The 13,426-nt window shown below is 49.0% G+C and carries 14 protein-coding genes; 2 read left to right on the top strand and 12 right to left on the bottom strand.

Features of this window, described 5'->3' with window-relative positions; translation table 11 throughout:
* The first annotated feature begins 8 nt into the window (after positions 1-8).
* Positions 9-716 (top strand): FlgO family outer membrane protein, encoded by a 708-nt coding sequence (locus SYK_RS00900; protein ID WP_281761747.1) that lies wholly within the window; start codon positions 9-11, stop codon positions 714-716.
* 79 nt (positions 717-795) lie between these two features.
* On the opposite strand, the gene SYK_RS00895 is transcribed toward SYK_RS00900, so the two are convergent.
* From SYK_RS00895 to SYK_RS00840, 12 genes are all read right to left on the bottom strand, one after another.
* On the bottom strand, positions 796-1,383 hold the full coding sequence (locus SYK_RS00895) for a 2-oxoacid:acceptor oxidoreductase family protein (protein ID WP_281761746.1): 588 nt from the start codon (positions 1,381-1,383) through the stop codon (positions 796-798).
* Positions 1,383-2,234 carry a 2-oxoacid:ferredoxin oxidoreductase subunit beta gene (locus SYK_RS00890; RefSeq protein ID WP_281761745.1) on the bottom strand — a complete coding sequence of 284 codons (852 nt, stop codon included), beginning with the start codon at positions 2,232-2,234 and terminating at the stop codon, positions 1,383-1,385. The genes SYK_RS00895 and SYK_RS00890 overlap by 1 nt, the downstream gene beginning before the upstream one ends.
* Before the next feature lie 4 nt (positions 2,235-2,238).
* Entirely contained in the window at positions 2,239-3,384 is a 1,146-nt protein-coding gene (locus SYK_RS00885) for a 2-oxoacid:acceptor oxidoreductase subunit alpha (protein WP_281761744.1), read from the bottom strand.
* A 3-nt stretch (positions 3,385-3,387) separates the two neighbouring features.
* On the bottom strand, positions 3,388-3,675 hold the full coding sequence (locus SYK_RS00880; RefSeq protein WP_281761743.1) for a 4Fe-4S dicluster domain-containing protein: 288 nt from the start codon (positions 3,673-3,675) through the stop codon (positions 3,388-3,390).
* A 240-nt stretch (positions 3,676-3,915) separates the two neighbouring features.
* Entirely contained in the window at positions 3,916-4,587 is a 672-nt protein-coding gene (locus tag SYK_RS00875; protein ID WP_431194138.1) for a precorrin-8X methylmutase, read from the bottom strand.
* A 109-nt stretch (positions 4,588-4,696) separates the two neighbouring features.
* Positions 4,697-5,413 (bottom strand): amino acid ABC transporter permease, encoded by a 717-nt coding sequence (locus SYK_RS00870; RefSeq protein ID WP_281761742.1) that lies wholly within the window; start codon positions 5,411-5,413, stop codon positions 4,697-4,699.
* A gap of 9 nt (positions 5,414-5,422) precedes the next feature.
* The gene (locus SYK_RS00865) at positions 5,423-6,190 is read right to left on the bottom strand and encodes an amino acid ABC transporter permease (protein WP_281763298.1); all 768 of its coding nucleotides are present in this window, start codon (positions 6,188-6,190) and stop codon (positions 5,423-5,425) included.
* Between the two features lie 81 nt (positions 6,191-6,271).
* Positions 6,272-7,078, bottom strand: a complete 807-nt coding sequence (locus tag SYK_RS00860) for an ABC transporter substrate-binding protein (protein WP_281761741.1) — start codon at positions 7,076-7,078, stop codon at positions 6,272-6,274.
* A 41-nt stretch (positions 7,079-7,119) separates the two neighbouring features.
* Entirely contained in the window at positions 7,120-7,848 is a 729-nt protein-coding gene (locus SYK_RS00855) for an amino acid ABC transporter ATP-binding protein (protein ID WP_281761740.1), read from the bottom strand.
* 257 nt (positions 7,849-8,105) lie between these two features.
* Positions 8,106-8,504, bottom strand: a complete 399-nt coding sequence (locus SYK_RS00850) for a hypothetical protein (RefSeq protein ID WP_281761739.1) — start codon at positions 8,502-8,504, stop codon at positions 8,106-8,108.
* Between the two features lie 18 nt (positions 8,505-8,522).
* Positions 8,523-10,604, bottom strand: coding sequence for a TRAP transporter permease (locus SYK_RS00845; protein WP_281761738.1), 2,082 nt, complete (start codon positions 10,602-10,604; stop codon positions 8,523-8,525).
* Between the two features lie 148 nt (positions 10,605-10,752).
* Complete coding sequence (locus SYK_RS00840; RefSeq protein ID WP_281761737.1) at positions 10,753-11,721, bottom strand: TAXI family TRAP transporter solute-binding subunit; 969 nt, start codon at positions 11,719-11,721, stop codon at positions 10,753-10,755.
* 304 nt (positions 11,722-12,025) lie between these two features.
* Here SYK_RS00840 and SYK_RS00835 point away from each other — a divergent pair, with 304 nt between their 5' ends.
* The gene (locus tag SYK_RS00835) at positions 12,026-13,426 is read left to right on the top strand and encodes an ATP-grasp domain-containing protein (RefSeq protein WP_281761736.1); all 1,401 of its coding nucleotides are present in this window, start codon (positions 12,026-12,028) and stop codon (positions 13,424-13,426) included.

The raw sequence follows: 13,426 nt of genomic DNA, 5'->3' as shown, positions 1-13,426 counted from the left end.
CGAGCCATATGCACGGTTCGTCAGACGGCTTAACTGCGACTCCGGGACGGCAACAGATGACCAAGCCTGTACTGATATTACTGATGATCTCCACCACCCTCCTTATGACTGGGTGTGGTAACCGCATGTGGAAAGACGGCAAGGATACTGCCTCCGAAACATACAACTATGTCTTTGATACCGCCCCCACAGCGAAATCTTACCATGAGACTTCGTCAATTCCTCTTATCGAACTGAACTACAGAGCAGCTGATGTGCTGTACTCCAACGTGGGCAAAGGGGAATTAACTCTAAAATCCGCCGTGTTCGTCAAACGGTTCACCAATCAAAAAGACCCCGGCGACAATGCCATTTTCGGTTCAGTCATAACTCAACAAATAGCGGACCGACTAGTCCAACGTGGCGTACTTATCACCGACGGCACCCCCAATGCTACCGACTATCTTTACGGAAAGGGAGTCAGTGCCGAGGATTACAAAAGTCTCACCGACACCATGTCTGGCAAGTTTCCACCCAGATCCGGGATGCTCACCGGCAACTACGTAATCGGCGACAATTATGTCTATATGTCCTCCAAAGTCATACGACTGGTAGACTCCGCCGTCGTCTCAGCTCACAACTGGACATTGCCCATCTCCGACAACATCCGAGAAATGCTGCCTCAACTCAAGAGTGACGATGGCATGGTTCCCACAGTCAAAAACAAATTCGACTAAACAAATATCAATAAAGAAAAGGGGTGCCGGACAACCGGCACCCCTTTCTTATCTATTATAAAAGACGTACATTTACAGGCTATTCATCACGCCATGCTTCGCCGACGTCATCACCCCATTCTTTCTTGGCGAGGCGATGGCCCAGGTTGAAAGCCTTGGTGTTGATGGCCTTGATCTTGGGTGGCAGTACGGACTCCAAACTCTTGCGCATGGCCCCCTGATTGACAAAGGGAAGCAGGAAGGACAGAGACCCCAGAACCACAGTATTCATGGCCTGAAGGATACCAACTTTATCCTTGGCAAGCGCGGTGTACGGCAAGCCAAGGAACTGATTGGTAGGCGGCTGCTTAACCAGATCAGATTCCAGCACCAACACCCCGCCCGGTTTCAGATAGGGATAATATGTGTTGCAGGCTTCCTGAGACAATGCCACCAGCAAGTCCAAATTTTCGGCTTTGGGATAGCTGATGGGCCCTGAGCTTATGACCAGATCGCACTTACTGGACCCGCCACGCGCCTCAGGACCATAGCTCTGGGTCTGGGTGACGTTGTAGCCATGGCCGAGAGCCAGTCCCTGTCCCATGATCTTGCCCAAAGTAATGATACCCTGACCGCCCAGACCGGAAAACCGAATCTCGAAACGCTCAAGTTCTTGCTGCGGTTTCATTATTTGCCTCCCTTGGCGGCCTGCGCCAGAAAGTTCGACTGCAACTTCTGGTAACTCTCCTCAAAGCCGGGGCGATCCCGTTCGACAAATACGCCAATGGGCATCCGATCTTTACGCTTGTCTTCAGAGAGTTCGTTGTAGCGTTCAATCGGAATGGCATTCTTCTTCATCCACTTATACATATCCACAGGGCTCTTGTACTTGTTCTTGCGACCATACTGGGTGTGGCACGGCGTGATGGCTTCCACCACACTGAAACCGGGACGTTTAATGGCCTCGGTCATAATCTTTTCCAGCTTGTTCACATGAAAAACCGTCCCGCGTGCCACATAGTTGGCACCCGCGCCCTTAGCCAATTCCACGGTATCAAAGCTATTATCGAGCTGCCCATATGGGTTGGTCATGGTCGTGGACCCGACAGGCGTAGCCGGAGAACTTTGCCCGCCGGTCATGCCGTAGATATTATTGTTCAAAACCAATGCGGTGACACCGATATTTCGACGAGCCGCATGGATAAGATGGTTGCCGCCGATAGACAGCGCATCGCCGTCCCCCATAATGGTGATGACGTTAAGCTTCGGATTAGCCATCTTGATGCCCGTGGCAAAACTCAAAGCGCGACCGTGAGTAGTATGGACAGTATTAAAGTCCACATATACGGCTAGGCGACCTGAGCAGCCGATACCAGCCACAACAACCACGTCGTCCTTGGGTATTTCCAAAGCGTGAATTGAACGAATCAAGGTTCCCAGCACGATACCGTGACCGCAACCAGCGCACAGAACATGCGGGAATTTCTTGTTATGCCTCAGATACTGATGGATTATTTCATTTCCGGTAAAATTACTCATGTCACTACCCCTGCATGATGACCTTGAGGATTTCCGCGGGAGTGACGATCTGTCCGTCCACGCGATTGATGGTCCTGACTGCAGCCTGGCCCATATTTACACGCTTCACCTCGCGAGACATCTGACCCATATTCATTTCAGGCACCACCAGTGTCTTGGCTTTGGCAAGCACCTTTTCGGTATGCCGTCTGGGATACGGGAACAGGGTTTTCAATTTGAGCAGTCCGGCTTTCACCCCGTTTTCACGTGCCTGCTGCACGGCCAGTTCAGCGGAACGAGCCACACAGCCGTAAGCGATAACCACGACCTCTGCGTCCTCTGTCTGAACTTCTTCCACCAACTGAATGTCGTAGAAGAACTGGTCAATCTTGCGATGGATACGATCCATAAGCTCAATGACCTCTTCAGGACGCTGCGTAGGAAATCCATTACGATCATGCGTCAAACCAGTCACATGAAAACGATAGCCGGCCCCAATGGCAGGCATAGGCGGGACACCGCGTACGGTCTCTTCATACGGCTTATACCATTCCGGCGGCATAGACGGCACAGTCCGAGAAAACACTTCGTACTCGCCCTCATTAGGCAATTCGATTTTTTCACGAGTATGCGCAGTCACTTCATCCAACAACAAAATAACGGGAGTCCGGTATTTTTCAGCCATATTGAATGCAGTAATTGTCATATCAAGACACTCTTGCACATTGGAGGCCGACAACACGATAATCGGATGATCACCGTGTGTTCCCCAACGGGCCTGCTGAACATCACCCTGCGCCGGACAGGTCGGTAAACCGGTTGAAGGGCCACCGCGCATGACATTCACCAAAACCAAAGGGGCTTCAGCCATAATCGCATACCCGAGATTCTCCTGCATAAGCGAAAAGCCCGGCCCACTTGTGGCAGTCATGGTTTTTCGACCGGCCAGAGAGCCACCGATAATGGCCCCCATGCTGGCGATCTCGTCTTCAAGTTGAATAAAGACACCATCTTCGATCTTGGGTAGGCGAGCAGCCATTATTTCCATAATCTCGGAAGACGGAGTGATGGGATACCCACCGAAAAACGAACACCCGGCCAACAAAGCTCCTTCGACAACAGCCTCATTGCCAAGGGCGAAAATTTCCTTACGTTTCTTGCGTCTGGGCATCGTTTACGCCCCCTTCCCGGTTATGTTCTTTTTGGCAGCCTTGAATTCCGCTTCCTTGGCAGCCTTTTTGCCGCTCTCGGGATCCTTGTCTTTGACCACGATAGCAAAATCGGGACAGTGCAACTCGCAAAAGCCGCAACGGATACAGTTCTCTTCGTGAACAACCGAGGATTTCCCTTGATCATTCAACTCAAGCACCTTGCCCGGACAAAACTCGACACAGATGCCGCAGCCTTTGCACCAGTCCGGGTACACGGTAACCTTGTTCTTCCCTTTGTTTTTTCTAGCCATAGCTCCTTCCAACTCGTGAAAGATTCTTTCAGGTCGCATTCCTGAATTTACAAAAATGTCACTCTCGTACATGTCACTTTTTCAAGATACTCAATTGAACTCCTAACAGGATTTCCCCGCGTGTCCAGCGTTTTTCAAAAAATTTTGGGTACCCTTTACAAACTTAAAATGAAAAAACAAAAAAAAGCGTCTTGGAAATTCATCCAAAACACTTTTTTTGTCAGCTAAAAATCGAAAAAGCTACAACGCCATAACCGCCATTGCATTAATAACACAGGCCGCTAAGGCACTCCCGCCTTTCCGTCCTTCGATAGAAATATAAGGAATATTCCGGCTCATTAGCAAGGCCTTTGATTCTGCAGCATTCACAAATCCAACGGGCATCCCAACCACTAATGCTGGTGACACAGTCCCATTATCAACGTGTTCCACAAGTCGGATGAGCGCAGTCGGCGCATTCCCAACAACATATATTTCCGGTTTGACTTCAACCACGGCAACATCAACCGCAGCTTTTGCTCGGGTAATCCCTTCACGTTGAGCGCGCTCTACCACCCGTGTGTCATTAATAAGACAATGGACGGTGCAGCCCAATGGATCCAGTCGACGAACAGGCATGCCCCGTTTGGCCATCTCGGTGTCAGTAACAATCGTGGCACCTTTTTTCACTGCCGCAATACCTGATTCTACTGCACCTTCCTGAAATCTGACTAATCCAAGAAGCTCAAAATCAGCTGTAGTATGGATCATTCTACGTACAATTTCCCACTTCGCACCAGAGAATAGACGTGGTTCAGGAACCTCAGAATCGATAATTCGAAAAGATTCCGCTTCAATATCCTCAGGTTTTTTAAAATTCTGAATTGTTATTTCTGCCAAAAGGACCTCCTTCGAGGTACATTTTTTATTCATTCTTAAAACATTTTTATCGAAAAAAGAGACGGTCAGGAACATACTTCACACAATTCCCGGACCGCCTCGGTACGACTATTACAAATTTTCGGACGATCACCCTTACAGTCTAGCGATCCCTTGCCTGATATCGAGACAGTTGAGCTTCCAGGCGTCGACTGTAGGAAGTCAAAAGGAAACACAACAAAAAGTACAAACCGGCAATGGTAATCCAGACTTCAAATGAAGCGACCATTTCCCGATTATCCACCTGAACACCGGTACGAGTCAACTCGTTAACGCCCAGAATGGCCGCCAAAGACGTATCCTTGGTCAAAGAAACAAACTGATTCACAAAAGAAGGAATCATATTTCTAAGCGCCTGGGGCAAAATAACAAAACACATTGCCTGTACCTGTGACAACCCGGAACCACGTGCAGCCTCAAGCTGCCCTTTCGGTAAAGCCAACACACCAGCGCGCACAATTTCACCAACATAGGCACCGGTAAAAATCATGAAACAAAATACGGTCGTCGAAAATGCGGGCAAAGACTGACCAATAAGAACTGGAGCCAGAAAAAAGAACCAAAAAATAAGCAGCAACAACGGCATGCCACGAACCATTTCAACATACAGAACTGCGGGAATTTTGAGCCACCAACGTTTGGAAAGACGCATAAGCCCTGCGGCCATGCCAATCCAGAACGCGCCAAAGATTCCCAAACCGGCCATGATGATAGCGGACAACATACCGCCCACATTATGAATAAAAGGAAAAACTAAATCAAACTTGGTCTGCCCCCACAAAAAGTAATCAAAGTTGTCAATGACGATATCCCAATGCATGCCCGCCCCCTAGTACATGACCTGAATCATGAAATGCTTGTTATACATGGTGATACAGAACGAAACCACCAGGGAGATAGCCAGATAGATCATCAGGGCTACGGAAAACGCCTCGAACGGAATGGCATGATACGACTCGATTTGAGTCGCCTGAAACATCATCTCGGTCACACCGATAACCATACACAAGGATGAATTTTTGATCAGGTTAAGTGCTTGTGAAATGAGCGGCGGAATAACGATACGCAGAGCCTGGGGCATAATCACATAACGATAGCCCTGCAAAAAAGAAAGGCCAACAGCACGGGACGCCTCAAGCTGATTCTTGGGAATGGAAAAAATACCTGCCCGAATCTCTTCCGCAATAAAAGCCGAAGTGTAGACGGTTAAAGCGATAACGCCTGTGATCAACTCCACGTTGAACAGAACCCACTCGCCAACAAATTCATGACCGAGTACGGCAAACGGTCCGGGAAACCAATAATAAAGATCATTCATCCACTCGTTGATACCAGCGGGAATGACAAAGTGCGACGCATTGTACCAGAAGAATATCTGCACTAGCAGCGGAGTGTTCCTAAAAAATTCTGTGTAAGCCAGAGCAAACCACCGCAAAGGCTTAAAAGGAGTCATCCGCAGAATGCATATAAAAATACCAAGCAACATCGCCCCGACTAAAGCTATCGCAGAGATTTGCAAAGTCGTGGTAAAGCCCTCCCACATCCACAAGGCTGGCTCGCCGGAAAACATTTTGGCCCATTGAAAATTGTAATCCAAAATTCCATCCATGGTTGCTGTTGGAAGAAGGGAAAGCCGGGGACGCACTTGGCGTCCCCGGCATATCAATCGATCTAAGCCTTACATAGGCCAAAGTTCGATGGTCCAACCTTCAGGAAGATCGTAACCCATCCACTTCTTGAACAGCTTCTGGTAGGTGCCGTCTAACCACATCTCGTTGAGACACTTGTTGACGAAATCACGGAAAGCGGAATCGTTCTGAGGCAAACCAAGACCGTAAGGCTCAGAGGCGATAAATTCGCCAGCGATTTCCCACTTCTCAGGATTATCATCGCCGGCCTTGAGGCCAGCAAGAATACCGGAATCGGTGGTCACAGCTTTGACCTTGCCCTGCTTCAGGGCCATGAAAGCCTGGGGGTATTCGTCATAGGAAATGACGTGTGCCTTGGGCTGTGCATTCTTGATGTTCTTTTCAGAAGTGGAACCCTTAACAGTACCAACCTTCTTATTCGCGAGATCAGCAGCCGAAGCAATGCCGGAGCCTTTCTTCACGAGAATCTTCTGACCATCCATAAAATAGGTAATGGAGAAGTCGATCTGCTCATCACGAGAGAACTTGTGAGTCATGGTAGCGGCAACCATGTCCACGGAACCCTGAACCAGCATCGGAATACGGTTCTTGGAGGTGACGACCTTAAACTCAGTCTTCACGCCGAGCTTGGAAGCAATATACTTGCAAATGTCGATGTCAAAACCGACCAGTTCCTTGGAATCGGCATCAATGAAGCCGAACAGGTTAACGGAATCCTTGACGCCGCACGTCAGCACGCCTTTTGCCTTCACGTCTTCGATCTTACCAGCGGAAGCAATACTCGCGGCAAACATGAACGACAGCACCAAAGCCAAAATAATTACCAACCGTTTCATTAACCCTCTCCTCTCTCTTAGAGTTTCAATGTATATACCGATTAAAGAATTTCCTTCAGGAAGTTCTTCGTACGCTCGTGTTTGGGATTCTTAAAGAATTCATCCGGCGGAGCCTGCTCCACCACAACACCACCGTCCATGAACAGAACTCGGTCGCATACTTCACGGGCAAAGCCCATTTCGTGAGTAACACACAACATAGTCATGCCTTCACGGGCCAGATCCTTCATGACGTTGAGGACTTCGTTGATCATTTCCGGATCCAAGGCAGAAGTCGGCTCGTCAAAAAGCATAACCTTGGGTTTCATTGCCAAAGAGCGGGCGATAGCCACTCGCTGCTGCTGACCACCGGAAAGTTCGGCAGGATATTTGTGCGCCTGATCGTGAATACCAACGCGTTCAAGCAGGCTGAGGGCGACTTTTTCGGCCTCTTCCTTGGGAACATTTTTAACCTTGATGGGTGCCAAGGTCACATTTTTCAGGACTGTCAGATGGGGGTACAGATTGAACTGCTGAAACACGATACCAATCTCGGCTCGCAAATCGTTGACGTTGACATCCTTATCCAAGATATCTTTGCCGTCAAAAAGGATTTGACCTTTCTGATACTCCTCCAACCGATTGATACAGCGAATAAACGTGGATTTACCGGAACCGGAAGGACCACAGATGACAAGCACCTCTCCTTTATTCACGGATTCGGTAATCCCCTGTAATACATGAAAATCACCATACCACTTGTGCAGTTTCTGCACTTCTATCATTGCCATTTGAAGATTGCTCCTCAGAGTAAATTTTGGAAGAAAAAACAAAAAAAGCCCACCGACATGTCACATTCCCGACAGTCGGGCGAGCTTCTTGAACAGAAAGGAAATATTGTCCAAAAAACGAAAAAAGTCAAGATGCAGTTGCTTTCACGACACTTACTCCAGCACCCTCTCACATCTTTGTCACTTTCACTCATTTCGCTTATCCACAAAAAAAAGGGAGCCCCAAGGACTCCCTTTCGTTAACGCTTGATTAAGAGTTATTCGTGGTTTGCTTGATCCTGCATAAATGCACGAACCCTGCGTTGAATACGAATTACCCGTTTGAGCAATTCACCAAGTCCAAACAGAGTGACCGAAATAACCATACTGAGCAGCAGTACGCCAAACCCGGCCAAAGCAAACATCCAGTTCCGCGCCGCGTCGTCCGAATTGGTGTTCCACAACAGAACGAAACAGGCAAGCAGCCCCACAACCCACATCAGATGTCCGGTAGCGGTAAGTACCCGCTCCATAGGCAATCTGGAAAACGGATTTGGAACCTTATATCCTGTCAGATCGTCACATCCGCACACAGGGCATTTTTCCAAATCATCCGAGAAGGTTTCACGGCATCGCTCGCATTGAACCATTTTCCTGTAGTCATTGAATTCAGGCATAAGAGTCTCCTTGCACGCTTACGCCAGGGCGGCGTCGGCCTTCTGTTGTCTCGGTCGCTGTATCACCCACATCACACCCCACAGAATTAAGCCAACCGGATAGACCCAATAACGCATATCATATGGCAGACCAACCAGGCGGGAAATAAGGTCCGGCCTGAACATAACCATGGTAATAGTAAGCAGAATCGGTATCTCGTAGAATCTGTTCTTGGCAATAAACCACCCCTGTGTGGCCGAAGCAAACGCAAAGTTACCAACGCACGCCATACCAAAAATCAGCAAGCCTTGAGGCCAGCTATCGACGTTATGCAGAATCAAGTCATGGTTGAATATGAACATGAACGGTAAAATAGCCGTACGAATATCATACATAAAACCCTGCAGGCCCGTTTGTATGGGTGGAGCTTCGGCAATCGCCGCAGCCGCATACGCAGCCAAGCCGACTGGCGGAGTATCGTCCGCCAAAATACCAAAGTAAAAACAGAACAAATGTGCTGCCATGAGCGGTACAAGAAAGCCCTGCAAACCACCAATACTGACAATGGCAGGCGCAGTAAGCGAAGCCATGACAATATAAGTAGCCGTAGTAGGCAATCCCATTCCGATAAGCAGACTCGCCATGGCCGTAATGACAAGCATCAGGAAGATGTTGCCACCGGATAGGACGTCGATGATCTGTGTGATCAATCCGCCTAGCCCAAGAGCCACAACGCCCACAATAATACCGGCAGCAGCAGTTGCCATGGCAACACCGGCCATATTCCGCGCACCTTCAGCCATGGAAAGGAAGATATCCTTCACACTTTGCAGGATAGCCGGCAAAAGAGGCTGCCCCGCAAGCTTCGCCCTGATCGGCTTTTGCAGCAGCATGATACCCATAAGCACGAGAATAGCCCGGAAAGCAGCCAATTCCGGAGAATGACGCAAGGCGATCAATTCGTACAGCAGCATGCCGAGCGGTAAGAGAAAATGTAAACCGGACATAAGCGTCGGGATGAATTTCGGCAGTTCCGCACGCGGTATGCCGGACAAACCGAGCTTGGATGCCTCAATGTGCGAGATATAAAGAAGGGCCGCGTACGAAGCAAAAGCCGGAACCGCAGCCGCCTTGACGACTTCAATATATGGCACGTTGACATACTCGGCTATGATAAAGGCCGCAGCCCCCATAATAGGCGGTGCAAGTTGACCATCTGTGGATGCGGCGACTTCGATGGCGCCAGCTTTGGTCGCCGGATAACCGACCTTCTTCATCAATGGGATGGTAAAAGTACCAGTAGTCACGATGTTGGCAATGGAAGAACCGGAAACCATACCAGTCAAACCGGAACCAAGAATTGCAGCCTTGGCTGGTCCGCCCTTGAATCCTCCAAGAATACACAAAGCCAACTGAATGAAGAAATGCCCTGCCCCTGCCTTCTCAAGCATGGTCCCGAACAACACAAACAGAAAAACTATTGTCGCAGACACATCCAACGGAATCCCGTAAATACCTTCTGAACTCATGGACATCTGTCCAATAAAACGGTTCAAGGAGACACCCTTGAAGGCGATGACATCAGGCATATACGGTCCAAGAAACGCATACATACAAAACAAAATGGCAATCACAGGCAATGCAGGCCCAATGACACGCCGAGTAGCTTCAAGCAATAGACCGACCAGCATGAGTCCGAAGAGGATATCTCTGGTGGTAGGAGCTCCGTAGCGCATGGAGATTCCATCGTAATCAATAAATATATACAAGGCAGCAAAGGCCGCCAGTATACCCAAAATGTAATCTAGAATAGTCACGCGATTCATGATCATGAGGAACCTGAGGTCAGGCCGCCACTTGGGATTCCCCTTCATCATGGGCACATTCAAAAAGACAAGCAGAATAGCAAACGCCAAATGGAATGCCCTGATGTAGAGGGTATCCATAATCAACCAACTGGCTATGGAAAGCTGGAACAACGACCACATGATAGCAATGGCAATGGTCAATGTTCTGGTGACACCAACGCTATCGCCTTGCAAGCCGTGCTCGGCTTCGGCCAGTTCGCGGGCGTATTCCACCCCTTTTACATTGTTGTCGTCTAAAGTCTTATCTACCATTTCTCCCTCGGTCGCTATTGTGGCGAAAAATCAAAGAGCCGCTTGCAAGCTCCCCTGCAAACGGCGGCAGCACGGCCGGGTTCGGCCTGCGCAAGATGCGACCGGACGGCAAGCCGTCCGGTCACGATAATGCGTAAGAAGAGCGACCTTATTTGAGGCCGGCTTCCTTGTAGTACTTCATTGCGCCGGGGTGAATCGGAGCAGACAGCCCCTGCAACATGCCTTCCTTGGTCAGGACAGCATATGCGGGATGCAGTTTCTTGAATTCTTCAAAATTCTCAAAGACTTCCTTAGTGATGGCGTAAACGATATCATCAGGAACATCAGAGGAGGTCACAAAAGTAGCCTTCACACCAAAGCTAGGCACATCGGCACCGGCATTGGCTGCGCTGGGGTAATTCTTCATGGGGATAACGGAAGGAGCATAGTAAGAGAACTTTTCGTACAGGGAATCCACGCCAGTGATAGGTATGATATTAACCTTACGAGCACCAGCACATGCTTCCTTGATCGCACCGGAGGGATGACCAACAGTGTAAAAGAATGCATCGATACGGCCATCCTGCAACAGGCCAGGGGCCTCAGCAGCTTTGACTTTTTCAGCATCGATGTCATCAAGGGTCAAACCAGCAGCAGCCAAAGCATCAATGGAGTTCTGAAGCTGACCGGAACCGGGGTTACCGATATTAACTTTCTTGCCCTTAAGGTCCTTGATACCTTTGATACCAGTGTCAGCACCAGCAACCAAGGTCACGGACTCAGGGTGAATGGAGAAAACTGCACGCAGCTTCTTCTGAGGCTTGCCATCCCATTCTGCAATACCTTCAAAGGCCTGGTACTGACGATCGGACTGAACAACACCAAATTCGAGGTCGCCAGCCATAACGGCGTTGACGTTGAACACAGAACCGCCGGTGGACTCAACCGTAGCACGGATACCGTAGACATCTTTTTTTTTGTTCACAATCTTGGCGATAGCGCCACCAGTCGGATAATAAACACCGGTGATACCGCCGGTACCGATGGTCACAAATTTAGTTTTACCAGCCGACGCGGGGACAACGGTGAGCATGTAACCCAAGCAAAACAGCATGGCCACGTACAGAAGTTTTTTCATTCTCAGTTCCTCCAGAACAAAATCAGTTAACCCAATCGATCAAGCCCCTCTCAAAGCCCGATCCATAATGAAAGCCACAAAGGATTCAACAAAAACACAATAACAGCCAGTTTACCACTTCCGTCAAACAAGACGCATAAGATTACTAGCTGACATAACGATTTACCAAAAAACGTTTTTTTTCGCAACGGGTTATTCCAAAATTAGAGACAGGCCGATTGATTTCTGCTAATCGCTTATCAGCTTTTGTAGTTAAAATTGGCAGAATGAACCTATAGAACATTTTAAAAAGCACTGACCAGACATGGACGAACTCCACTTTACGAATATTCATCTGGACCCCACCGTCACATATTTCCTTTTTATTGGTGAATTGAAGGCGTACGGACTTAATAAATTTGTCGCCAAAGCCCTTGAACGGGAGTTCAACACCCCCTTCAAAGCCATATCAATCGCCCCCGACCTTATCGACACCACGGCATTCAACAATCTCGCGGTATTCAATCCAACCGCAAAAGCCGAAATAGAAGCTGCCGGGCGAAAAGTCGCCTACCGAACTCCCATGTCTATTTTTTCTGACAAACTATCAAAATCGGCATATATCAACTCCCTGCTAAAAACCCTGCTTGAACAACAGGATCACGTTTTTGTATGGATGTTTGAAAGCCGTCCAGAGTTGAACCTTGGACACAAGGACATGGTCACCCTACTCGGCCCAAAAGCTGATCTGATCGAACACCTTAATGACAAAACATGGCAGTACGAAACTTTTTCCAAGGTGGCCCCAGTGGTCGACTTCATGATCTGCTGCGGCTCCGAGGCATTGGAGCAAGGGCTCAAAGAACTTGGAGAACGCTCTCCTCACGGTATGTTCGTTTCGGCCAGCCACAGTGCCGGTGGCGCCCAAAGCATGGTTTGCCAATGTGCTGACGATGCACTCGGCCGCTTCACCTGCCCAGAGACACATTACCTTATAAGTGGATACACGCCGCACACACACGACCCGACAGTCTTGGCCGTTGTCGGCAATGACAGCGAAGTATACGTAGCCGGTGTCGCGGACATGAACATAGTGGATGGCAACAAATTCCGTGGCTCCACGTTTCCATCCGTACTACCTGCAAGCGTACAAACAGACCTGCGCGATTACACCGCAGCAATTGGCCGAGAACTCGGCAAACTTGGATTCCGGGGCATCTATGGATGCGATTATATCGTTACCCAAAACGAAGATATATTTTTCATCGAAGTCAACGCGCGCAAACAGGGAACAACCATGGAGTTTTGCAGCGCTTTGGAGCAATTGCTCCCTAAAGGAGCACCCAGCCTGTTCGACATGGAAGCACACGCTGTCCTCCATGACAAACTCCCCACAGACAAAAAAGAACCGGACTTTGACGCCATTATCAACGGCAATCTTCACTGGGGGACTTTCAATCACAAGGTAGAAACGGATGTTGTTACCACCAGCGAAATCAAACAAAGCCTGCCGGAGCGCACTCTTTTCGCTCAAACGGCCGTTGACGGGCTACACGGGCACATCGTCCTTGAACACACAGGAGAAAATGTTCTGGTCAAAGCCGGAACATTTCTAGGACGCGTGGCCGCTGTTGCAGCCACACGCAAGGATATGCTTCAAGAGCTGAAAAAAGGAACAAACAGGTTGGCGGAATCCATCGTCAACCGGGAAACAAATAGGTACTGA

The sequence above is a fragment of the Pseudodesulfovibrio nedwellii genome (genome assembly GCF_027923765.1).
GTDB lineage: Bacteria > Desulfobacterota > Desulfovibrionia > Desulfovibrionales > Desulfovibrionaceae > Pseudodesulfovibrio > Pseudodesulfovibrio nedwellii.
The sequence above is the reverse complement of the archived record's forward strand: the minus strand, read 5'-3'. Positions and strand labels throughout refer to the sequence as shown.